The sequence below is a fragment of the Pseudomonas sp. 31 R 17 genome, assembly GCF_900004915.1.
In the GTDB taxonomy this organism is placed as follows: Bacteria; Pseudomonadota; Gammaproteobacteria; order Pseudomonadales; family Pseudomonadaceae; genus Aquipseudomonas; species Aquipseudomonas orientalis_A.
This window is the reverse complement of sequence record NZ_CVTN01000053.1, coordinates 58,552-78,685: the sequence shown is the minus strand read 5'-3', so window position 1 is coordinate 78,685 and position 20,134 is coordinate 58,552. Positions and strand designations below refer to the sequence as shown.

Below are 20,134 nucleotides of genomic sequence, written 5' to 3'. Positions count from 1 at the left end.
GGGTTGTTGCGCGCGCGCTCGGCGAACAGCCGGGTCGGGGTTTTGCTCGACAACGCCGTGTAGGCCTTGCGCTGGCTGGCGAGGCTGTTGTGTGGGCCGACGCCGTCGGCGCGCAGGCTCAGCAACAGGTTGCCGCCACGGTCGAGCACGGTCAGCGCGGCGGTGCAGTGCGCCAGGCCGGCATCGGCCAATTGGCGCGCGGTGCGCAGATCCAGCTCGGCGTGACGTGGCAGTTGCGGCGTGGCCTGGGCGGCAGTCGCCACGGCGAGGCTCAGGAACAAGGCAGTGCGAAACATGGTGAGGGCTCCAGAAGGCAGGCCGTCACGGTAGCCAGTGGACGTGGTCAAAAGCCGCACAATTTGATGACAGGTTTGTAATCAAACCCAGAGGTAAGGCATGCAGGTGTTGTTAGTGGAAGACCAGCCGCAACTGGCGCAACGCATGGCCCAGGGCCTGAGCGAAGCCGGTTTCGGTGTGGAAGTGGCGGCCAACGGCATGGCGGCGCAGCGCTTTGTGGAAAGCACCGAGTACGACCTGGTGATCCTGGACGTGATGCTGCCGGGCCTGAATGCGTGGAAGTTGCAGCAGGCGATTCGCCAGCGTGGAGAAACCCCCGTGCTGTTCCTGACCACGCCTGACGGCATTGAAGATCGGCTGCGTGGGTTGGAATTGCATGAAGACGATTACTTGCTCAAGCCGTTTGACGCCAAAGTGTTGGTGGCGCGGGTGAGGAAGTTGTTGCGGCGTGATCGGGGGCGGTGATTGCCAGTGGCACCGCTATCGGGGGCAAGCCCCCTCCCACATTTGGACTGTGAATACCTTCAAAGTGTGGGAGGGGGCTTGCCCCCGATGAGGCCCTCAAAAACACCCCCCATTCACCTACCGCAACCCATCCCGAAACTGCCCCGGCGTCATCCCCGTCCAGCGCTTGAACGCCCGGTTGAAACTGCTGGTATCGGCAAACCCCAGCAAATGACTGATCTCGGCCAATGAACACTGCGGGTCGCGCAGGTGCAACAGGGCCAGGTTCTGCCGGCATTCATTGAGCAACGCGTCAAACCGGCAGCCTTCATCCGCCAGGTGCCGCTGCAGGCTGCGCAGACTCAAATGCAACGTCTGGGCGATCCGCTCCGCGCCGGGTTCGCCGTCGGGCAGTTGCGCCTCGATGGCGGCGCGCACCTTGCGCTCCCAGGTCAGCGGCTGCAGTTGCGCCAGGGTGCGCTTGAGCACGGTTTCATTGTGTTCGGCCAGCTCCGGGTTGGCATCGTCCAGGTGGCTGTCGAAGTCCTGGGCGGCGAACTCCAGGCGGTCTTCCTCGGCGCCAAAGAACACCGGAGCGCGAAATACCGTGTGCCAGGGCGCGGGGTCGACCGGTTCCGGGCGCTGCAGGTAAACCGCCAGCGGTGCGTAGTCGCGCCCCAGGCGATTGCGGCAGGTGCGCACGTAGATCGCCGCAAACGCATCGATGGCTTCCAGCGCCGGCGCCGGGCTGCCTTCGGGTTGCAGCAGGCGAAAACGGTAGCAGTCGCCGTGTCGGCTCAACTCCAGGCTCAGCGCATCACTGACCACCTGGTGATAGCGCACGATACGTTCGAACACTTCGCGCAAACTGCCACTGGCCACCAGCGCGTAACCCAATGCATGAAAGGTCGTGGGGCTGACAAACCGCGACACCCGCAAGCCAATCGCCGGATCGCCACTGGCCTGCACCGCCAGTGCCCACAGGCGCGTGGTGGCCGACAACGGGTAGCGTGCGTTCGGGTCCTCCATCAGCAGCGGATCGAGCCCGGCCTCAAGGCACAGCGCGGCGCTGTCCAGGCCCAGGGCCTCGAGCTGCTTGCGCAGGGCGCGGGTCCAGCTGGCGAGGGAAGTCGGTTCAGTCATGGCGATTGGCGCTTGCGGTCAACAGGTTGGCGTGCGGAGCTAGCGGCCTGCGCCAGGGTTGGGTGCAGGATGCAGGCATCACTCCACAAGAGAATGGAAGCATGGACGGTACTTGTGCAAGTCCCCAACAGATGAACGCGCAACAGCGTTCGGCGCATATCCGCGAGGTGGTGCTGGCCGAGGGCGCGCGCCTGCGCCGACGGCACCCCTGGCTGCTGCATCAGGACGCGCTCGGCGCGGGCATCCTGGCGTTCGCATGGGGCGGCATGCTGGGTTCGGCGGCGCTGTATATCAGCGGTCACATGGCCTGGTGGGTATGCCTGCTGCTCAATGCGTTCTTTGCCTCACTCACCCATGAGCTGGAACACGACCTGATCCACAGCATGTACTTTCGCAAGCAGCGCGTGCCCCACAACCTGATGATGGGCCTGGTGTGGCTGGCGCGGCCGAGCACGATCAACCCGTGGATTCGCCGGCACCTGCACCTCAATCATCACAAGGTCTCCGGCACCGAGGCCGATGTGGAAGAGCGTGCCATCACCAACGGCGAGCCCTGGGGCATCGCGCGCTTGCTGATGGTGGGCGACAACATGATGTCCGCCGTGATCCGCCTGCTGCGCGCCAGGACCTGGCCGCACAGGTTCAGCATCCTCAAGCGCGTGCTGCTGGTGTACGCACCGCTGGCGCTGCTGCATTGGGGCGCGTGGTACATCTTCCTCGGCTTTCATGCCGCCAACGGCATCGCCGGCCTGGTGGGCGCGCCCATCGACTGGTCAGCCGGGACGCTGCAGATGATGCAGGTGATCGATATCGCGGCGGTGGTGATCATCGGCCCCAACGTGCTGCGCACCTTTTGCCTGCACTTCGTCAGTTCCAACATGCATTACTACGGCGATGTGGAGCCGGGCAATGTGATCCAGCAGACCCAGGTGCTCAACCCCTGGTGGATGTGGCCGTTGCAGGCGTTCTGTTTCAATTTCGGCAGCACCCACGGCATCCACCATTTCGTGGTGAAGGAGCCGTTCTATATCCGCCAGATGACGGTCAGGGTGGCGCACAAGGTCATGGCCGAGATGGGCGTGCGCTTCAATGATTTCGGCACCTTTGCGCGGGCCAATCGGTTTGAACGCGAAGAGCAACCGGACAGCGAACTCGCGTTCAGCAAGCAATGAATGCCAGCGGCAGGTCGCGAATCTGTTCGCGCACCGGCGGCTGGTAGTGATCGTCGCTGATCAGTTCATGCAGCAGCTCTTCGCGCAGTTGGTGGAACTCGAAACTGCTGCGTTGGCGCGGATGGGGCAGGGCGATCTCGACCACCTGCTTGATCCGCCCGGGCCGGGGCTCCATCACCACCACGCGGTCGGCGAGGAAAATCGCCTCTTCCACATCGTGGGTCACCAGCACCGTAGTGATTTTGGCGCGGGCGCGAATCGCCAATAGTTCGTCCTGCATCTGCTGGCGGGTCAGCGCATCCAGCGCGCCGAACGGCTCGTCCAGCAGCAGAATCCGTGGGCTGGCCACCAGGCCACGGGCGATGGCCACCCGTTGCGCCATGCCGCCGGACAGTTGGTGGGGATAGGCGCGGGTGAAGTCGGTGAGGCCCACCAGTTCGATAAAGTCGCCAATGCGTCGGCTGCGCTCAGCCTCGCTCAAGGGCTCATTGACCAGGCCCAGGCCGATGTTCTGCGCCACCGTCAGCCAGGGGAACAAGCGGTGTTCCTGGAACACGATGCCGCGTTCGCTGCCGATGCCGCTCACGGCTTTGCCATCGACCTGAATCTGCCCGCGAAACTGCGTATCCAGCCCCACCAGCAGGCGTAAAAGCGTGGACTTGCCGCAGCCGCTCGAACCGACAATCGCCACAAATTCGCCCTCGGCAATCTCCAGGTTGAATTCGCGGATGGCTTCCAGCTCGACGCCATCCACATCGAAGGACTTGCCCACATGGTTGAAGCTGACAATCGGTGCGTTCATGCGTGTCTCCAGCCGGTGACGCGGCTTTCAAGGCGTTGGCCGATAAGGTTGAGGGTGGCGCCGGTGAGGCCGACCAGCAGCATGCCGCTCATGATCAAATCCATGCGCAGCAGCTGTTGGGCGCCGATCATCAGGCTGCCGATGCCGCCATTGGACGGCATGAAGTATTCCGCGCCGATGGTGCCCAGCCAGGCGTAGATCAGGCTCAGGCGCAGCCCGGCGAAAATGCCCGGCGCCGCGCCCGGCAGTATCAGGCGGCGCAGCCGTTGGAACAGGTTCAGGCGCAGCACCTGCGCGGCTTCGTTCAGTTGCGGTGACAGGTTCAACACGCTGCGCTGGGTGGCGATAAACAGCGGGAAAAACGCCGCCAGGCCAATGAACACCCACTTGGCCAATTCCCCCAGGCCAAACCAGGCCGTGAGCAACGGCACCCAGGCAAAGATTGCGATCTGGCGCAAAGCCGCCAGGGTAGGGCCGAGCACCCGCTCGCTGCGCGGTGACAAGCCCAGCCACAAGCCGATGGCAAACCCCAGGCTGGCGCCCAATGCCAGGCCACCCAGGGTGCGCCCCAGGCTTTTGCCCAGCGCGCCCGACAGCGTGCCATCCACGACGCCCGTGGCGGTGGTCTGCAATACAGTCCATGGGCTCACCAGGATATTCGCGTCGACCCAGCCGTGTTGCGTCGCCACTTGCCACAGCGCCAGCAACCCCAGGGGCAGCAGCCACGGCTGCAAACGCTGCCAGCCCTGGTAACGCGGGCCGCGCCGGATGTGCGCGGTGGCCGGATGCGGCCAGTGCACCCATTTGCGGTCCAGCCAGCCGACGCCACGGTCCATCACCACGCCCAGCACGCCGATGACCACGATGCATACAAAGACGATATCGAGCATGAACAACTGGCGTGCCCACACCATCAGGTAGCCGATGCCTTCACTGGAGGCCAGCAACTCCACCGCCAGCAGCGACGTCCAACCGGCTGCCAGGGCCAGGCGCACACCGGCCATGAACGCCGGCAGTGCGGCGGGCAGAATCAGCCGGCGGATCAGCAGGTGGGTGGGCAGGCGCAGCACGCGGGCAGCTTCGCGCAACTGCGGCTGGGCATCGCGCACCCCGACCAGCGTATGCAAGGTCACGGGTACCACGATGGCCTTGACCAGCACCACCAGTTTCAGGGTTTCGCCGATGCCGAAAAACACCATGAACAACGGGATCCACGCCAGGGTCGGCACTTGCGCCAGCGCGCTGAACGTGGGAAACACCAGGCGCTCGGCGCGCGCGCTGAAGCCCAGCCAGGCGCCGAGCAACGCACCGGCGCCGATGCCCGCCAGCAAGCCCCAGAACAAGCGCTGCACACTGATCGCCAGATGGCTCCACAGCTCGCCGCCCGCCAGTTCCACGGCGCTGCTCCACACCAATGCAGGCGGCGGCAGGATTTGCTCGCTCATCCACTGATTGCGGCTGGCCAGCCACCACAAGGCCAACAGCGTCAGCGGTAACAGCCAGGGGCTGAGCGCTGGCCAGCGCAGTGTGGGTGTAGTCAGAGGCGGGCTTAACCGTGCGGTCCGGGCCATCGGGGACCTTCCTTTCGTTATGTGATTCCGATCTTATAAAAACGTAATCAAGATTATTGTGCGATAAGAGAGTCCATTTAAAGCCCGTGCCCGGCACGCATCCAATGCATTCGGAGAATATTTTCGATGCTGTTTATGCATAGCCCGCTGCAGCCTGCGGTTTGTCTCACATAGTTCAAAAGGTTATTAAATTGTGAATTTATAGTATTTAAAGTTTCTAGCTGCCTATGGCTACTTTCAGATCCCCAGGCGACCGTCGCCCACCAGGAGCTGCCCTTATGAAACTGCCCTTCAAACGTCTGATCACGCTGTTCGCCGCTACCGCGCTGGCGGGTCTGGTGCAGGCCGCCGAGCTCAAGGAAATCCGTATTGCCGTGCCCGACCTCAGCGCCGGGAGCCAACACAGCGGTGGCGGCATCACCGATGTATTGCGCCAACAGCAGATCTTCGAAAAGGCCTTTGCCGACCAGGGCATCACGATTCAATGGAATTACTTCAAGGGCGCGGGCCCGGTGATCAACGAAGCCTTCGCCAATGGCCAGGTGGACCTCGCTTATCTCGGCGACCTGGCGGCCATCATCGGCCGTTCCAACGGGCTGGATACCCGCCTGCTCAGCGCTACCGCGCGTGACATCAAGCAGTACCTGGGCGTGGTGCCGGGCTCGGGCATCAAGACCCTGCACGACCTCAAGGGCAAGCGCGTCGCGGTGTTTCGCGGCACGGCCAGCCAGTTGTCATTCGACAGCGCATTGGCCAGCCAGGGCCTGAGTGAAAAGGACCTGAAAGTCATCAACCTGGATTACAACGCGGCCGGTGCGGCGTTGGCCGCCAAGCAGATCGACGCGACCTGGGGCGGCTCCAACCTCACGGCGCTGCAAGCCAAGGGGCTGGCCGAGATCGCCCTGACCACCAAGGACCTGAACGGCGCCGGCAGCATCCAGGCGGTATTGGTGGGCAGCAAACAGTTTGTCGACGGGCATCCCGACGCGGTGGCCAAGTTGCTCAAGGCCCAGCAGCAGGCGGTGCAATGGTTGACCGATGACAACAACAAACAGGCCTACATCGAGCTGGTGTCGGGGCTGGCCAGTTATCCGCCAGTGATCCTGAGCAATGATTTGAAGGACCAGCAGCTCAGCCAGATTTTCCCGGCGACGCTGGACCCGGTGTTCCTGGGCAAATTGCAGGATGCTGTGGATCTGGCTTCCAGGGAGAAGTTGATTCGCCGGTCGTTTCAGGTGAGTGATTGGGTGGCGCCTGGGTTGGCGGCGGCGGGGCTTTGAGTTCAGTGGTGCCTGGGCTATAGCTATCGGGGGCAAGCCCCCTCCCACATTTGAACTGTGAATACATTCAAAGTGTGGGAGGGGGCTTGCCCCCGATGAGGCCCTTCAAACCGCCACACTCACCTCCTGCCTGTCGACCTCCACCAACACCTCAATCATCGCTTTAGCCGCCGGCGACAACCGCGCCCCCGTGCGGCTGACGATTCCGCACCGCGCACTCAGGGTCTCCATGTTCTGCGGCAGGTTGCGCCAGTGCAGCAGCACCAGCGCGCCGCTGGCGATGTCCTCGGCGAACGCTTCCTCGGTGCCCACGCCGATGGCGTTGGACTGCAGCACGATTTTCACCAGCGCCGGGAAGTGTTCGGTCTGGATGCTCGGCGAAAAATCCATGCGCCCGCTCAGGTTTGCCAGCAGTTTGCGAATGCCCTGGGAGATCAGCGGCGCCGCCAGCGGGTAGTCGAACATGTCATTGGTCGACAGGCTGTCCTTGGCCAGCAGCGGGTGCCCCGGGCGGCAGAAAAACACGCCGCGCTTGGCGGTCAGCGCACGGGTCTGGAAGTTCGGGTCGGCTTCGAACTGGCGGATGTCGGCAATGAAGAATTCGATCTCCTCGCGGCTCAGGGCGCGGCTGAGTTTTTCCCAGTTGTCCACCTGGAAACTGGTGCGGATTTTCGGGTGCGCGCCGATAAACCGCGCCACCGCATCCGGCACCAGTTTCACCGCCGGCGCCGGGCCGCAGCCGAAGCGCAGGTCGCCGGCATCGAGTTTGGTCATGCGCGTGACTTCACTGCTCAGCAAGGCGGCGCCGTGCACCAGGCTCAGGGCGTGTTGCAACACCACCTGGCCTTCGGGTGTGGGGCGAAGGTCCTTGTGGCCACGGTCGACCAGCACGCAGCCGAACTCCTGTTCCAGCCCCTGGATACTGCGGCTGAACGCCGGTTGAGTGATGCCCATGGCGTCCGCCGCGCGTACGAAACTGCGGTGTTCGTTGAGGGCAATGAAGTAGCGCAGTTGACGCAGATCCATATGCATTCCCGGCATTTGAAAAATAGGTCGAAGGCATTTGCGAGCGACGGAGCTGAGGTTTTAAATGCAAGCTCTTATTCCGTCAACGAAGCATTAGTTCATTTGCTAGATCTAAAATGCATATGAATAGAGCGTTGCCGGCGAGCGTTCCACCATCCGCAGGCACATGAGGGTCACCACAATGAGCAACGCCGCATTAGCTGTTCAACCCATCGCCCAGGCACTGGACATTCATCCGGTCGCCGGCCGCATCGGCGCCGAGATCCGTGGGATCAAACTGTCGGGGCATCTCGATGCCGCCACTGTCGACGCCATCCAGCAAGCGCTGGTGCAGTACAAGGTGATCTTCTTTCGCGAACAGTCCCACCTCGACGACCAGAGCCAGGAAGCCTTTGCCCACCTGCTCGGCGAACCGATTGCCCACCCGACCGTGCCGGTGCGTGACGGCACGCGTTTCCTGATGGAGCTGGACGGCACGCGCGGCCAGCGCGCCAACTCCTGGCACACCGACGTGACCTTCGTCGATGCCTACCCCAAAGCCTCGATCCTGCGTTCGGTGCTGGCGCCCGCATCCGGTGGCGACACCGTATGGGCCAACACCTCGGCGGCCTACAACGACCTCAGCGTCGAGCTGCGCGCCCTGGCGGATAACCTCTGGGCCATCCACAGCAACGAATACGACTACGCCGCGCTCAAGCCGGATGTGGCGGTGGAGAGGCTTGAGGAATACCGCAAGGTGTTCACCTCGACGGTGTATGAAACCGAGCATCCGGTGGTGCGCGTGCACCCGGTCAGCGGTGAGAAAACCCTGCTGCTGGGGCACTTCGTCAAGCGCCTCAAAGGCTACTCCCAGGCCGACTCGACGCAACTGTTCAACCTGTTGCAAAGCCACGTCACCCGCCTGGAAAACACCGTGCGCTGGCGCTGGAACAGCGGCGACGTGGCGATCTGGGATAACCGCGCGACCCAGCATTACGCGGTGGACGACTATGGCACCCAGGAGCGTATCGTGCGCCGGGTGACGCTCAAGGGCGATGTGCCGGTGGGCGTGCACGGGCAATCCAGCAAGACCACCAAAGGCCGCTGAGCAAACACAAATCCAAATGTGGGAGGGGGCAAGCCCCCTCCCACAGTGATTTGCATCGTCTACCAGACGCCGATCTGCACCGGCTTCTCCGCCTCCGGCTCACCGTAGCGAAACCATTGGCCACGCACTTCGATCTCGGTGTGGCTGATGGTGGTTCGCCGCTTCAACCCGCGCAGCCAGTCGAACAGATAACCCACATGCACCTCGCGCACGTCGGCATAGGCCGGGTCGGCGCCCAGGTCGTGTACTTCCTGCGGGTCGTTGTGCAGGTCGAACAGCTGCGGGCGGAAGCCGTCATAGGCCAGGTATTTCCAGCGCTCGCTGCGCACCATGGTCATGCGGCAACGGTCGATCGGCTGGCCCAGGCGCTCGCGGGCGGGGGCCTGGAAGGCGTAGTCGTACTCGGCAATCGCATAGTGGCGCCAAGGGATCGGTTCACCGTTCAGCAGCGGGATCAGCGAGCGGCCTTCCAGGCGATGCTCGGCGACAGGCAGGCCCAGGGCGTCGAGGAAGGTCGGCAGCGCGTCGATGGTTTCCACCAGGCGCGCATCCACCGAACCACGGCTGATATCGGCACTGGCACGCGGGTCGCGCACGATCAGGGGAATGCCCACGGCAGGCTCCAGCAGGAATTCCTTTTCACCGAGGAAGTGGTCGCCGAGGAAGTCGCCGTGGTCGCTGGTGAACACGATCAGCGTGTCATCCCAGCGCCCGTTGCTTTGCAGGAAATCGAACAGCCGCCCGAGCTGGTCGTCGATCTGTTTGATCAGCCCCATGTAGGTTGGAATCACCGTGAGCCGCACCTCGTCGCGGGAGAAGTTCAGGCTCTCCTGGTGTTGACGAAACGCCTGGTACACCGGGTGATCGCTGGTGTGCGCCGGTTGAATCGGCGCCTGGATATGCTCGGCGCCATACAGCGCGTGATACGGCGCCGGGGCGATATAGGGCCAGTGCGGCTTGATGTAGGACAGGTGCAGGCACCAGGGTTGTTCGGCCTGCTCCTGGATAAAGTCGATGGCGCGGTCGGTGGTGTAGACGGTTTCCGAGTGCTGCTCGGCAACGCGCGCCGGCAACCCGGCGTTGCGCATATGCCAGCCGCTGAGCACTTCGCCGTTTTCACCTTGCGCGGCATTGGCCCATTCATGCCACGGGTTGCTGCCGCTGTAGCCCTGCTCGCGCAGGTAATGGGTGTAGGGCGCGGACTCGCGTTTGTCCTCGAACAGCGGGCTGTCGGGGTAAATACCGTCGTGACGGAAATAGGTGTCGAAGCCCACTTCGTTCAGCGCCTCGGCCTGGGCGCTTTCAGGGTCGATATTCAGCCGCTGCAGGGCATCCAGGTTTGGCGTGGCGTGGGTCTTGCCCACCAGCGCGGTGCGGATGCCGTGGGGGCGTAGGTAGTCGCCAATGGTCAGCTCTTCCAGGGGCAGCGGCACCGCATTCCACGCCACCTGGTGGCTGCTGACATAGCGCCCGGTGTAGGCCGACATCCGCGACGGGCCGCAGATGGTGCCCTGGGTGTAGGCGCGGCTGAAACGCACGCCGGCTGCGGCGAGGCGGTCGATGTTCGGGGTGTGCAAGTGGGCGTGGCCGTAGCACGACAGGTAATCGCGGCGCAGTTGGTCGCACATGATGTAGAGCACGTTGCGTACGGGTTTTGGTTCAGACATAGGGATTCACCGGTCGGAGGACAGGAGCGTTTTTTCGCCGTTCGGGGGCATGCTGGCAAGTGCATTTGAGGTCTGGGTTTTATGCAGTGAATGCATGGGTGTGGCTAACGACGCCATCGGGGGCAAGCCCCCTCCCACACTTGAAATGCATTCCAAATGTGGGAGGGGGCTTGCCCCCGATGACGTCGGTTCACACAGCGATATTCTCAAGCGTGCAAATATCTTCATCCAACTCATCTACCTCCTTGATCTGCTCAATCATCGCCTCCGCCAACGGCGACAGCCGATACCCCGCACGGCTGACAATCCCGTAGCGGGTGTAACGCTCCTCCAGGTTTTCATCCAGCCCCTCGATTTTCAAACACAGCAACTCGCCCCGGGCCATGTGCAGCATGTCGCTGTTGGCGCTGACGATGCCGATGGCGTCCGAGCGCAGTACCACGCCCAGCAGGCTGTAGCCGTTTTCGCATTCGACGTTGGGCAGGTAGTCCGGTCGGCCACTGAGGTCGACGATGACTTTGCGCAGGTTCGGCGGGCGGATGGTCACGGCCAGGGGGTAGCTCATCAGTTCGGCGGGGCTGACGCTGTCGTGGGTGGCGAGGGGGTGCCCGATGCGGCAGCAGAAATACCAGCGGCGTGAGCGCAGGCGGTGGGTGTGGTAGTCGGGGTTGGCTTCGAAGTGGCGGGTGTCGGCGACGAAAAATTCGAACGCTTCACTGAGCAGGCGTTTGCTCAGGCTTTCCCAGTCGTCCACCTGGAACTGTACGCGTGCCTTGGGGTAGCGCCCGATAAAACTGCCGATGGCGCGGGGGATCAAGCCACCGGCCGGCGCCGGGCCGCAACCGAAGCGCAACTCGCCGGCCTCCAGGCCGTTGAACTGGCTGATCTCATTGGCCAGTTGCTGCGCGCCGCTGACCAGGCGCCGGGCATGTTCGAGCAGCACCTGGCCTTGTTTGGTCGGCGCCAGGTCTTTGCGCCCACGGTCGACCAACTGGCAGCCGGTGCTGTGTTCCAGCGCCTGGATGCTGCGGCTGAAGGCCGATTGCGACAGGTTCACCGTCAACGCCGCCGCGACGAAACTGCGTTGTTCGGCGAGGGCGATGAAGTGGCGAAGCTGGCGCAGGTCGATATGCATTTTTCACATCAAAAATATCCGGGAAATGCATTGGCTATGCATTAGGTCGACTCCTTATAAAGGCTATCTCTTATGCAGTAAATGTTATTAAAACCATAAATAAATAACCTTAAGGAATATGCCTCGCTGGATATTCCTGGGTTCCGGAGCCGCCCATGAGTCTGTTCAAGCCCGTTGTTCCCTTCAAGCGCCTGCCCCTGGCGATGCTGCTGGCGGGCAGTGCCAGTTGGACCCCCAGTCATGCCGCCGAGCCAGCTCCGGCAGGCGAGAGCGCCAGTGGCCAGTTGGAAACCGTCACGGTCACCGCGCGGCGGCGTACCGAGAGCGCCCAGGCAGTACCGACGCCCATGAGCGTGATCGGCGGCCAGGCGCTGGAGAGCCAGCGGGTGTATCGGATTCAAGACCTGCAGCAGCTGGTGCCCAGCGTCAACGTCGCCTATATGCATGCGCGCCAGTCCAGCGTGTCGATTCGCGGCCTGGGCAACAACCCGGCCAGCGACGGCCTGGAGGGCAGCGTGGGGTTGTATATCGACAACGTCTACCTCGGGCGCCCCGGCATGGCGGTGTTCGACCTGATGGACATCGAGCAGCTTGAGGTATTGCGCGGCCCGCAGGGCACCCTGTTCGGCAAGAACACCACGGCGGGGGTGATCAATATCAGCACCCGCGCGCCGAGTTTCACCCCGGAGCGCAGCATCGAAACCTCGTTGGGCGAGGACGGTTATTTCCAGACCAAGGGCACGATTTCCGGGCCGCTTACCGATGAATTGGCCGGGCGTTTTTCGGCCTATCGCACGCGCAGCGACGGCGACATCAAGAATGAACATGACGGGCACGACCTCAATGGCGGTTCGCGCCAGGGCTTTCGCGGACAACTGCTATACAAGCCCAATGAGGCCTTCAACCTGCGCTGGATCGGCGACTACAACGAGGAGGATTCCAGCGCCGGTACACGTGTGCTCTACAGCACCGGGCCGACCATCAACGGCACCAACCTCTATCAGTCCCGGGCCAACGCCGCGGGTGCGACCCTGGTCGATGGCACCCACCGCAAGGTCAACCTGGACAACGACCAGCACGTCACCGTGTTTCAGGGCGGTACCTCGCTGGAGGCCAACTGGACCTTGCCGAGCGATTTCACCCTGACGTCGGTCAGTGCCTATCGCTGGTGGGATTTCACCCCGCGCAACGATGACGGTCTTAACGTGCCGGCTTCGTATAACGCCGGCGTATCGGTGGAGGACAAGCAGTGGTCCCAGGAATTTCGCCTGGCTTCACCCCAGGGCGGGTTTTTCGATTACGTGCTCGGCGCCTACTACTTCGGCTCTGACCTGGATAACAAGTCCTTCGCCTATTACGGTCCCCAGGCGGATATTTGGAACGGCACGCCGAGTGGCGCGTTGAGCAACGTGAGCAGCATCGGCAACGGGCATATCCGCACCGACAGTTTTGCGCTGTTCGCCCAAGGCACCTGGCACCTGACCGAACGCCTGGATTTCACCGCCGGCCTGCGCGGCACCTACGAAGAAAAAAGTGCCTGGGTGACACGCAATGCCCCGCTGGGCGGCGCTGCGGTCAGCGGCGCCGCAGCCACGGCGCGACGCGGGCGTACCGGGGCGTATGACTCGGGTGACCTGACGCAATACAGTGCCACCCCGTCGGGGCTGCTCAACCTCAGTTACCACTTCACTGACAACCTGCTGGGCTACGCCACGCTGTCCCACGGCGAGAAGTCCGGTGGCGTCAACCTGGCGGTGGGCTCGGCGCCGACGGCGGGGGCCGACTCGCTGTTGATCGGCACCGAGCGCGCCAACAACGCCGAGCTGGGTTTCAAGAGCACGTTGTGGGATCGCCGCCTGCAGCTCAATGCCAACCTGTTCTGGACCCAGGTCAATGGCTACCAGACCAACGCCTACGACCAGGACAACCGTGTGCAGTACCTCACCAACGCCGGCTCCGTGCGCTCGCGGGGGGTGGAGGTGGAAAGTACCCTGGTGCCGATCAAGGGCCTGACGCTGAACCTCAACGGCTCCTTCAACGATGTGAGTTACCTGTCTTACAAGGACGCGCCATGCCCGCCGGAAGTCAGCCTGCGCCCCGGCGCACCGACGTCCTGCGACCTCACCGGCCACCAGGTGGTGGGCGCGTCGAAATGGATCGCCAACGCCAACGGCGAGTACAAGTGGAACCTGGATAACGGCTTTGAACCCTACGTCACCGCCAGTTATGCCTTCCGCTCCAAGGCGGTGGGCACCGTGGAAGATTCCGACTACGGGCAGATCCCGGCCTATGCGCTGGTCAACCTCTCCACCGGCCTGCGCGGCAATTACCAACAGGGCCAGTGGGACGTGTCGCTGTGGCTGAAAAACGCCTTCGACAAAACCTACTACACCACCCTGTGGACCGGCGGCAACGGCGGATACGAAGGCCTGCTGGGCGCCCCGCGTACCCTAGGCGTGACCGGGCGCTACGACTTCTAGCCCGGTGCGATAGGTGGCCGGGCTGAACACCCGCGTCACCAGCAGCATCGCCAGCACGGTCAGTGTCAGCACGATCCAGGCGCTGACAAAGTTGCCGGTCAGTTCGCGCAGCCAACCGGTCAGCCACGGCGAAACGGCGTTGATCAAAAAGCCCACGCCCTGGACGAAGGCGGCCAGTTGCCCGGCCTGGCGCGGGTCGCGGTGATGGTCGAGGGTCAGCAGCAGGCTCAGGGCGAAGCACGCGCCCAGGCCGAAGCCGCACAGGGCCACCCACACGTGGGGAAAGGCCTGCGGCGCGATGATCAGGCCGAGGTAGCCGAGGGTTTGCGCCACCAGGCTGATGCCGAGCAGCGGGCGGCGGTCGATGCCGCGTTGCGCCAGCACCGGCATCAGCAGCGCGGCGATCACCTGGAAAATGGTCATGAAGGCCAGCAGCGAGCCGCTGGGCAGCACGCCCCACCCCAGTTGCTGGTAGTAGGCGGGCAGCCAGGCCACCATGCTCATGTAGCCGCAATTGACCAGGCCGAAATACAGCGCAAGCAACCACGCGCGGCGGTTGCGCAGCCCCTTGAAGGCGGGCGCCACGTGTGGATTCCTGGCGGCGCCCAGCGGCAGCCACGTCCATAGCAACAAGGCTGCCAGCGCCGGCAACAGCCACACACCCAACCCGGCCTGCCACTGCTGGAAGTGCGTCGCCACCACCGGGCTGAGCAACGCCGCCAGGCCGCCGCCGGCCATCAGTGAGGCCGAATAAACGCCCATCGCCACCGGTACGCGCTGATGAAACTCGCGCTTGATCATCGCCGGCACCAGCGCCTGGATCAGCGCCACGCCCGCACCACCGAGCAACGCGGTGACCAGCAGCGCCGACGCCTGGCCCATCAGCCAGCGCGCCAGGCACGCCAGCAGAATCATCACCAGGCCCAGGGCGATACCGCGCCGCTCACCGAGCCGCGCTTCCACGCGCACGCCCACCAGCGCCACCAGGCCCATGCAGATCACCGGCAAGCTGGTCAGCAGGGCGCTGCTCTGGAAGCTCAGGCCGGTGGCCTGGCGAATTTCGCCAAGCAACGGGCTGATGGAACTGAGAATCGGCCGCAGGTTGAGGCCGAGCACTACCAGCAGGCTCCAGCCTGCGAGTTTGCTCATGAATGAAGGATATCGGTGGGTAGAAAAAAGCATTGAGGTATGGGGAGCTCGCATGTTGTTTTTGAACCAGGATGCCCAGACCGGCCAGAGGCACTTGTAAGGGCACGATTTCGATCCGTCACGCTGTGTAGGGCTATTGGACCAACATAATTGCCGAAGCCCATGGGTCTGGCCGATAACCCGAAGTGCCGTAATTGTCTGTCAGGCCATTAAGCACAGTGAAAACGTGGTCGTTCTGTGCCATTACCCCAGGTACACCATTGATCAGGTCCTGTGCATAGGCACGTCGCACATAGTTTCTCAAGCCCAAGCGGTCCAGCCCTTCCTGGGTATTTTCCCAACTATTGATGCTATCCAGTGCCGCACTGAAACTATGTGACGCATAACCATCGTTGTTTTCCATTTGCGCTCGCTTTGCACTGACGGCGTACATGAAATTGGCTTCGTTAAGCATTTTCTGATTGGTGCCTCTGAACCCCGAGCGTTGAGCTGCGTAATCCAGTTCGGCGTAGGTCACCTGGTAGGTTTTGGAAGGGTTATCCCTCATCTTGATGTTGAACCCCTCTCTGGTTTGTTCCACTGAAGCGTAAACCTGGTTGGGGCCGCCAAACCGCTGCATGGCCGCTTTTATTCCCGCCACGGTCACGCAATTCATGGTTCCCCATTTTTGTGAGAAACCACTGAGCAATTCATTGGGGGTATAGGGCCTTCCAGCGTATGTGGCATTGCGTTGTTGGTAATAAGTAGTCGAATAAGGCGAAAATCGCTTCGCCCTGTTGGGATCGGGAGCTGCCCGGTCAGTCGCATGGGGCAGGTAACTGTCCAGTGTGATGTTTTGCCGCGAGTAGATATCCATGAGCTCACCCATCTTGTGCAATTGTTCAGTGGCTGGAGCGCCAGGCACGTTAAGCAAACCGACTGTTTGCTGACTGACGAGACGATCTCGCCAGTTGAACGATTGGTGGTCAATGCCGAGGTAGGGTTCCGAGAGCATGTCCCTGCGTACTACTGCTCACTGACAGGCCAGGATTGGATCAATGCCAGGCACGGCCTCTAATCAGACTCTTGCAGGGTTTTCCACTGGTGATACAAGGTCGTCATGGTCTCATCGGGCAGATGCTGGATCGATAGCGACTGTTCGCTCAGAGGCAGGCCGACCTGCTGGCCGAGTACCGCTGTAGACAGGCCAAAAGGCTCGGCCATGGCGTTGCTTGCGGCGAACACCACTCGCTCCACGCCACACAGGTACATGGCGCTCAGGCACATCGGACAAGGCTGGCCACTGGCGTAGATCACGCAACCCCCCAGGCGCGCGCCGATCTGCCGGCTGGCGGCGCGGATCGCCAGCAACTCGGCGTGGGCAGTGGGGTCTTGGGTGCGGTGGATTTCATTCACAGCTTCCACCAAGACTTCGCCGTTGCGCGTCAGCACGGCGCCGAACGGGCGGCCACCTTGAGCCACGTTGGCCTGCGCCAGCGCGATAGCGCGTTGTAGATGGGATTGATCGTCTGTCATGCCACTTCCCAAGGTGCGATGAATGCGCGAAGTATGCGAAGTTGTCGGGGTATTCTGAAATTAAATATAACCATGCCAATCAGTGGCAAAGAGAATGATCATGTTCGATCCCGTATTACTGCGCAGCTTTGTCGCTGTGGTCGATTGCGGCAATTTCACCCGCGCCGCCGAGCGCCTGCACTTGACCCAATCCACCGTCAGCCAGCAGATCCGCCGCCTGGAAGATGCCGTGGCGTGCCAGTTGCTGGACCGCGATCAACGCCGTGTCGTCGCCACTGCCGAAGGCGAGCGCTTGCTGGGCTATGCGCGACGTATCCTGGCGCTGCATGAGGAAGCCGCCGATGTGTTGATCAACCAGCAAAGCGACGGCGTGTTGCGCCTGGGTGTGCCGGAGGATTTCGCGGCGCAGCGGTTGATGCCGTTGCTCTCGGCGTTTGTGCTGGCCTATCCACGGGTGCGCCTGGAGGTCACCAGCGGCCTGGGCCCCGAGCTGCAGCGCCAATACCGCAGCGGTGAGTTCGACGTGTTGCTGGTCAAGCAGATGGGCAGCAGCGATGACTGCCTGGCCTCGTGGCCCGAGCCGCTGTGCTGGGTGGACAGCCGCAGCACGCCGTGCCTGGGGCGCGACCCGTTGCCACTGGTGGCGTTTCCCGTGGGCGGCCTGTACCGCAATGAAATGCTGCACCACCTTGAAGTGGGCGGCTGGCGCTGGCGCATCGGCTATTCCAGCGCGAGTCTGGCCAGCGTGTGTTCGGCCGTGGCGGCGGGGTTGGGCGTGAGTCTGTTGCCGCTGCGAGTGGTGCAGGCCGGGCATGTGGTGCTGGGCGCAGACAGCGGTTTGCCCGTGGTGCAAGGCGTGCGCCTGGCGTTGTATGCCCGCAGCGGCCTGAGCGCGGCAGGGCAGTGCTTACAGGCTGAACTGTTCGATTTGTGCGCCAACAGCCCTGTTGGGCCATGCCTCTACTGAATATTTTGCATGCCTGAAACGCATTGAAAAATGCAACCTCGGCGCCAGGCCGCGCAGACCGTGGCTTTGGCGTATGAGTCAGTTTTATTTATTCAAATTAGGCATAAGCATAACTTTAAAGATTACTTTAAGAGATAAGCGCCCAGCCCGATGATTCAATCCTGGACGGCCTGCCACGCAGGTTCGTCGGTTTTTTGGTTTGAAGACCGTAGGGAGTGAATCAATGGGCAATGTCCAGACCGCCGCCCGTGCCACCGAGGCGCAAGGGCGCCTGGCACCGAGCGGTGAGTTGGTCGACCTTGGCCGGCCGCACCGCGCGCCGTTGGGGCAGCTGCGCCTGCAGCAGACTCCCAAGCGGTTTTCCAGCCGGCGCGAAGGCGTTCTGTTGGGCTTGTTGGTGCTGGCCTTGCACGGCGCGGTGATCTATTGGGTCAGCCAGAAGCCCACCCCGGTGCTGCCGGTGGTGCCGCCGGAAATCCCGCCGATGACCATCGAGTTTTCCCGGCCGGCGCCGCCGGTGGTTGAACCGCCGCCGCCAGTGCCGCCGCCACCTCCCGTGGTCGAGCCACCGCCGCCGGTGGTGGATGAGTTGGCCGCCAAGCCGGCGCCGCCGAAACCGCTGGTCAAGCCCAAGCCAAAGCCTGTGCCCAAACCTGAGCCCAAGCCGGCACCCAAGGCCGTCGAACAAGCGCCCGCGCCACCTGTACCGGCGCCCCCGGCACCGGTTGCACCACCAGCGCCGGCACCGGTAACGCCCGCTTCGGCCAACGCCGCGTACTTGAAAAATCCGGCGCCGGAATACCCGTCACTGGCTCAGCGGAGGGGTTGGGAAGGCACTGTGTTGCTGCGGGTACACGTATTGGCCAGCGGCAAACCCGGTGAGATCCAGCTTCAGAAAAGCAGCGGTCGCCAGCAACTCGATGACGCCGCATTGGCTGCCGTGAAGCGTTGGAGCTTCGTGCCGGCCAAGCAGGGTGAAGTGGCCCAGGACGGCTGGGTCAGCGTACCGATCGATTTCAAGATTCATTAATTATTCAGCGGCACAGAGGGAAAACATCATGGCTTTGGCATCTCCACTTGAATCCATCGAAAGCGCGGTGATCTGGTTGCTGGTGGTCTTTTCAGTCGCCACCTGGGGCTTGGCATTGTTGAAGGGCGTGCAGTTCGGGCGTCTCAAGGCCCAGGATCGCAAGTTTCATAAACAGTTCTGGGCCGCATCGAGCCTCGACGCCGCCGCCGAGTTGGCTGACACCCAGCCGGGCGCGGCAGCCCGGGTGGCCCGGGCCGGGTATGCCGCGATCCAGGTTGGCGATACCCAGCACGTGGCGGACCTGAGCCAGGCCATCAATCACCAGGACCGCCTCGAGCGTGCCTTGCGCCAGCAGATCGTGCGTGAGCGCCGCTCCCTGGAAACCGGCCTGGCGGTAGTCGCCAGCATCGGCAGCACCTCGCCGTTTATCGGCCTGTTCGGCACCGTCTGGGGCATCATGGAGGCGCTCAAGGGCATCAGCGCCGCCGGTTCAGCCAGCCTGGAAACCGTGGCGGGCCCCATCGGTGCGGCGCTGGTTGCAACGGGCGTGGGGATTGCCGTCGCGGTGCCGGCGGTGCTGGTCTACAACTATTTCCTGCGCCGTCTGAAGCTGACGGCTGCCGACCTTGACGACTTTGCCCACGACTTCTACAGCCTGGCGCAAAAAAACGCCTTCCGCGTGCTGCTGCATCCGGCGCTGAACAAAGCCAGCGTCGGCAACCCGCAGAAAGTGAAGGAGGCGTCCTGAGATGGCCTTTTCCACGCAAGACAGTGATGAGGTGCTGAGCGAGATCAACGTCACGCCGCTGGTGGACGTGATGCTGGTGCTGCTGGTGGTGTTTATCGTCACCGCGCCGCTGCTGACCAACTCGATCCCGATCAACCTGCCCAAGACCGAGGCCGTGGCCCCGGTCGAGCAGAAAGACCCGTTGGTGGTGAGCATCGACGGTGCCGGCAAGCTGTTTATCAACAAGGACGAAATCCAGCCGGACCTGCTGGAATTCAACCTGCAGGCGGCCAAGGCCAGGGACCCCGATGTGCGGGTGCAACTGCAGGCTGACGATGGAGTGAACTACGGCGAAGTGGCGCGAGCCATGGCGTCTATCGAGCGCGCGGGGATAACCAAGCTGTCGGTGATAACCGCACGTTAGTTGCACAACAGCCTCGACGATTTTTGGGCCGTTTCCTTGGCAGGGTGCGGCCTTTTTTTATGTATGGCCGATGAGGTAAATGTGGGAGGGGCGGTGCGACGATTCGACTTGCCCCCGATGGGAACCTCTGGGCTGGCCAGTATCTTGGATCAGACCGAGTACATATCCATTATTTAGGTAACGGCCACTTAGGGTTCCGCTTTTACAGCGGCTCACTT

The 20,134-nt window shown here is 62.8% G+C and carries 19 protein-coding genes; 9 read left to right on the top strand and 10 right to left on the bottom strand.

Features of this window, described 5'->3' with window-relative positions; genetic code table 11:
* On the bottom strand, nt 1–296 hold a 296-nt coding region (locus BFP89_RS06435; RefSeq protein ID WP_141689046.1), incomplete at its 3' end, for a GlcG/HbpS family heme-binding protein.
* Between the two features lie 100 nt (nt 297–396).
* Between BFP89_RS06435 and BFP89_RS06430 the strand changes: the two genes are divergently transcribed.
* Entirely contained in the window at nt 397–762 is a 366-nt protein-coding gene (locus BFP89_RS06430; RefSeq protein ID WP_057725354.1) for a response regulator, read from the top strand.
* A 117-nt stretch (nt 763–879) separates the two neighbouring features.
* Here BFP89_RS06430 and BFP89_RS06425 read toward each other — a convergent pair whose 3' ends face one another.
* The gene (locus tag BFP89_RS06425; protein WP_065884690.1) at nt 880–1,884 is read right to left on the bottom strand and encodes an AraC family transcriptional regulator; all 1,005 of its coding nucleotides are present in this window, start codon (nt 1,882–1,884) and stop codon (nt 880–882) included.
* Between the two features lie 101 nt (nt 1,885–1,985).
* Here BFP89_RS06425 and BFP89_RS06420 point away from each other — a divergent pair, with 101 nt between their 5' ends.
* Nucleotides 1,986–3,056: a fatty acid desaturase gene (locus BFP89_RS06420; RefSeq protein WP_065884689.1), complete on the top strand. Its 1,071-nt coding sequence runs from the start codon at nt 1,986–1,988 to the stop codon at nt 3,054–3,056.
* Here BFP89_RS06420 and BFP89_RS06415 read toward each other — a convergent pair.
* Nucleotides 3,043–3,858 (bottom strand): ABC transporter ATP-binding protein, encoded by an 816-nt coding sequence (locus BFP89_RS06415; RefSeq protein WP_065884688.1) that lies wholly within the window; start codon nt 3,856–3,858, stop codon nt 3,043–3,045. The genes BFP89_RS06420 and BFP89_RS06415 overlap by 14 nt on opposite strands.
* Nucleotides 3,855–5,429, bottom strand: a complete 1,575-nt coding sequence (locus tag BFP89_RS06410) for an ABC transporter permease (protein ID WP_065884687.1) — start codon at nt 5,427–5,429, stop codon at nt 3,855–3,857. Before BFP89_RS06410 ends, BFP89_RS06415 begins: the two co-directional genes overlap by 4 nt.
* A 278-nt stretch (nt 5,430–5,707) precedes the next feature.
* Here BFP89_RS06410 and BFP89_RS06405 point away from each other — a divergent pair, with 278 nt between their 5' ends.
* The gene (locus BFP89_RS06405; protein ID WP_065884686.1) at nt 5,708–6,709 is read left to right on the top strand and encodes an ABC transporter substrate-binding protein; all 1,002 of its coding nucleotides are present in this window, start codon (nt 5,708–5,710) and stop codon (nt 6,707–6,709) included.
* Nucleotides 6,710–6,814: 105 nt separating this feature from the next.
* Here the strand turns inward: BFP89_RS06405 and BFP89_RS06400 are convergent, their stop codons facing one another.
* Nucleotides 6,815–7,735: a LysR family transcriptional regulator gene (locus BFP89_RS06400; RefSeq protein ID WP_065884685.1), complete on the bottom strand. Its 921-nt coding sequence runs from the start codon at nt 7,733–7,735 to the stop codon at nt 6,815–6,817.
* A 181-nt stretch (nt 7,736–7,916) separates the two neighbouring features.
* On the opposite strand from BFP89_RS06400, the gene BFP89_RS06395 reads away from it, so the two are divergent.
* Nucleotides 7,917–8,822, top strand: coding sequence for a TauD/TfdA dioxygenase family protein (locus BFP89_RS06395; protein WP_065884684.1), 906 nt, complete (start codon nt 7,917–7,919; stop codon nt 8,820–8,822).
* 59 nt (nt 8,823–8,881) lie between these two features.
* Here BFP89_RS06395 and BFP89_RS06390 read toward each other — a convergent pair whose 3' ends face one another.
* Nucleotides 8,882–10,489, bottom strand: coding sequence for an alkaline phosphatase family protein (locus BFP89_RS06390; protein WP_065884683.1), 1,608 nt, complete (start codon nt 10,487–10,489; stop codon nt 8,882–8,884).
* A 190-nt stretch (nt 10,490–10,679) separates the two neighbouring features.
* Nucleotides 10,680–11,624, bottom strand: a complete 945-nt coding sequence (locus tag BFP89_RS06385; protein ID WP_065884682.1) for a LysR family transcriptional regulator — start codon at nt 11,622–11,624, stop codon at nt 10,680–10,682.
* A 155-nt stretch (nt 11,625–11,779) separates the two neighbouring features.
* Between BFP89_RS06385 and BFP89_RS06380 the strand changes: the two genes are divergently transcribed.
* Nucleotides 11,780–14,104 carry a TonB-dependent receptor gene (locus BFP89_RS06380; protein WP_065884681.1) on the top strand — a complete coding sequence of 775 codons (2,325 nt, stop codon included), beginning with the start codon at nt 11,780–11,782 and terminating at the stop codon, nt 14,102–14,104.
* Here the strand turns inward: BFP89_RS06380 and BFP89_RS06375 are convergent.
* The 3 genes from BFP89_RS06375 to BFP89_RS06360 form a co-directional block, all read right to left on the bottom strand.
* Nucleotides 14,075–15,253: a CynX/NimT family MFS transporter gene (locus BFP89_RS06375; RefSeq protein ID WP_065884680.1), complete on the bottom strand. Its 1,179-nt coding sequence runs from the start codon at nt 15,251–15,253 to the stop codon at nt 14,075–14,077. The genes BFP89_RS06380 and BFP89_RS06375 overlap by 30 nt on opposite strands.
* Nucleotides 15,254–15,386: 133 nt before the next feature.
* Nucleotides 15,387–16,247 carry a hypothetical protein gene (locus BFP89_RS28315; RefSeq protein ID WP_141689045.1) on the bottom strand — a complete coding sequence of 287 codons (861 nt, stop codon included), beginning with the start codon at nt 16,245–16,247 and terminating at the stop codon, nt 15,387–15,389.
* A 59-nt stretch (nt 16,248–16,306) separates the two neighbouring features.
* Nucleotides 16,307–16,768, bottom strand: a complete 462-nt coding sequence (locus BFP89_RS06360; RefSeq protein ID WP_065884677.1) for a nucleoside deaminase — start codon at nt 16,766–16,768, stop codon at nt 16,307–16,309.
* A gap of 100 nt (nt 16,769–16,868) precedes the next feature.
* On the opposite strand from BFP89_RS06360, the gene BFP89_RS06355 reads away from it, so the two are divergent.
* The 4 genes from BFP89_RS06355 to BFP89_RS06340 all read left to right on the top strand — a co-directional run bounded on the left by BFP89_RS06355 (nt 16,869) and on the right by BFP89_RS06340 (nt 19,916).
* Nucleotides 16,869–17,735: a LysR family transcriptional regulator gene (locus tag BFP89_RS06355; RefSeq protein ID WP_065884676.1), complete on the top strand. Its 867-nt coding sequence runs from the start codon at nt 16,869–16,871 to the stop codon at nt 17,733–17,735.
* 223 nt (nt 17,736–17,958) lie between these two features.
* Nucleotides 17,959–18,765, top strand: a complete 807-nt coding sequence (locus BFP89_RS06350) for an energy transducer TonB (RefSeq protein WP_065884675.1) — start codon at nt 17,959–17,961, stop codon at nt 18,763–18,765.
* A gap of 28 nt (nt 18,766–18,793) precedes the next feature.
* The gene (locus BFP89_RS06345; RefSeq protein WP_065884674.1) at nt 18,794–19,513 is read left to right on the top strand and encodes a MotA/TolQ/ExbB proton channel family protein; all 720 of its coding nucleotides are present in this window, start codon (nt 18,794–18,796) and stop codon (nt 19,511–19,513) included.
* A 1-nt stretch (nt 19,514) separates the two neighbouring features.
* Nucleotides 19,515–19,916 carry an ExbD/TolR family protein gene (locus BFP89_RS06340; RefSeq protein ID WP_065884673.1) on the top strand — a complete coding sequence of 134 codons (402 nt, stop codon included), beginning with the start codon at nt 19,515–19,517 and terminating at the stop codon, nt 19,914–19,916.
* Nucleotides 19,917–20,134: the final 218 nt, after the last annotated feature.

What these genes read in the sequence shown, in the direction of transcription:
- BFP89_RS06425 (WP_065884690.1), bottom strand. Translation starts at nt 1,884, where the DNA reads ATGACTGAACCGACTTCCCTCGCCAGCTGGACCCGCGCCCTGCGCAAG.
- BFP89_RS06360 (WP_065884677.1), bottom strand. Translation starts at nt 16,768, where the DNA reads ATGACAGACGATCAATCCCATCTACAACGCGCTATCGCGCTGGCGCAG.
- BFP89_RS06415 (WP_065884688.1), bottom strand. Translation starts at nt 3,858, where the DNA reads ATGAACGCACCGATTGTCAGCTTCAACCATGTGGGCAAGTCCTTCGAT.
- BFP89_RS06420 (WP_065884689.1), top strand. Translation starts at nt 1,986, where the DNA reads ATGGACGGTACTTGTGCAAGTCCCCAACAGATGAACGCGCAACAGCGT.
- BFP89_RS06430 (WP_057725354.1), top strand. Translation starts at nt 397, where the DNA reads ATGCAGGTGTTGTTAGTGGAAGACCAGCCGCAACTGGCGCAACGCATG.
- BFP89_RS06340 (WP_065884673.1), top strand. Translation starts at nt 19,515, where the DNA reads ATGGCCTTTTCCACGCAAGACAGTGATGAGGTGCTGAGCGAGATCAAC.
- BFP89_RS28315 (WP_141689045.1), bottom strand. Translation starts at nt 16,247, where the DNA reads ATGCTCTCGGAACCCTACCTCGGCATTGACCACCAATCGTTCAACTGG.
- BFP89_RS06385 (WP_065884682.1), bottom strand. Translation starts at nt 11,624, where the DNA reads ATGCATATCGACCTGCGCCAGCTTCGCCACTTCATCGCCCTCGCCGAA.
- BFP89_RS06390 (WP_065884683.1), bottom strand. Translation starts at nt 10,489, where the DNA reads ATGTCTGAACCAAAACCCGTACGCAACGTGCTCTACATCATGTGCGAC.
- BFP89_RS06375 (WP_065884680.1), bottom strand. Translation starts at nt 15,253, where the DNA reads ATGAGCAAACTCGCAGGCTGGAGCCTGCTGGTAGTGCTCGGCCTCAAC.
- BFP89_RS06350 (WP_065884675.1), top strand. Translation starts at nt 17,959, where the DNA reads ATGGGCAATGTCCAGACCGCCGCCCGTGCCACCGAGGCGCAAGGGCGC.
- BFP89_RS06345 (WP_065884674.1), top strand. Translation starts at nt 18,794, where the DNA reads ATGGCTTTGGCATCTCCACTTGAATCCATCGAAAGCGCGGTGATCTGG.
- BFP89_RS06405 (WP_065884686.1), top strand. Translation starts at nt 5,708, where the DNA reads ATGAAACTGCCCTTCAAACGTCTGATCACGCTGTTCGCCGCTACCGCG.
- BFP89_RS06400 (WP_065884685.1), bottom strand. Translation starts at nt 7,735, where the DNA reads ATGGATCTGCGTCAACTGCGCTACTTCATTGCCCTCAACGAACACCGC.
- BFP89_RS06395 (WP_065884684.1), top strand. Translation starts at nt 7,917, where the DNA reads ATGAGCAACGCCGCATTAGCTGTTCAACCCATCGCCCAGGCACTGGAC.
- BFP89_RS06355 (WP_065884676.1), top strand. Translation starts at nt 16,869, where the DNA reads ATGTTCGATCCCGTATTACTGCGCAGCTTTGTCGCTGTGGTCGATTGC.
- BFP89_RS06410 (WP_065884687.1), bottom strand. Translation starts at nt 5,429, where the DNA reads ATGGCCCGGACCGCACGGTTAAGCCCGCCTCTGACTACACCCACACTG.
- BFP89_RS06380 (WP_065884681.1), top strand. Translation starts at nt 11,780, where the DNA reads ATGAGTCTGTTCAAGCCCGTTGTTCCCTTCAAGCGCCTGCCCCTGGCG.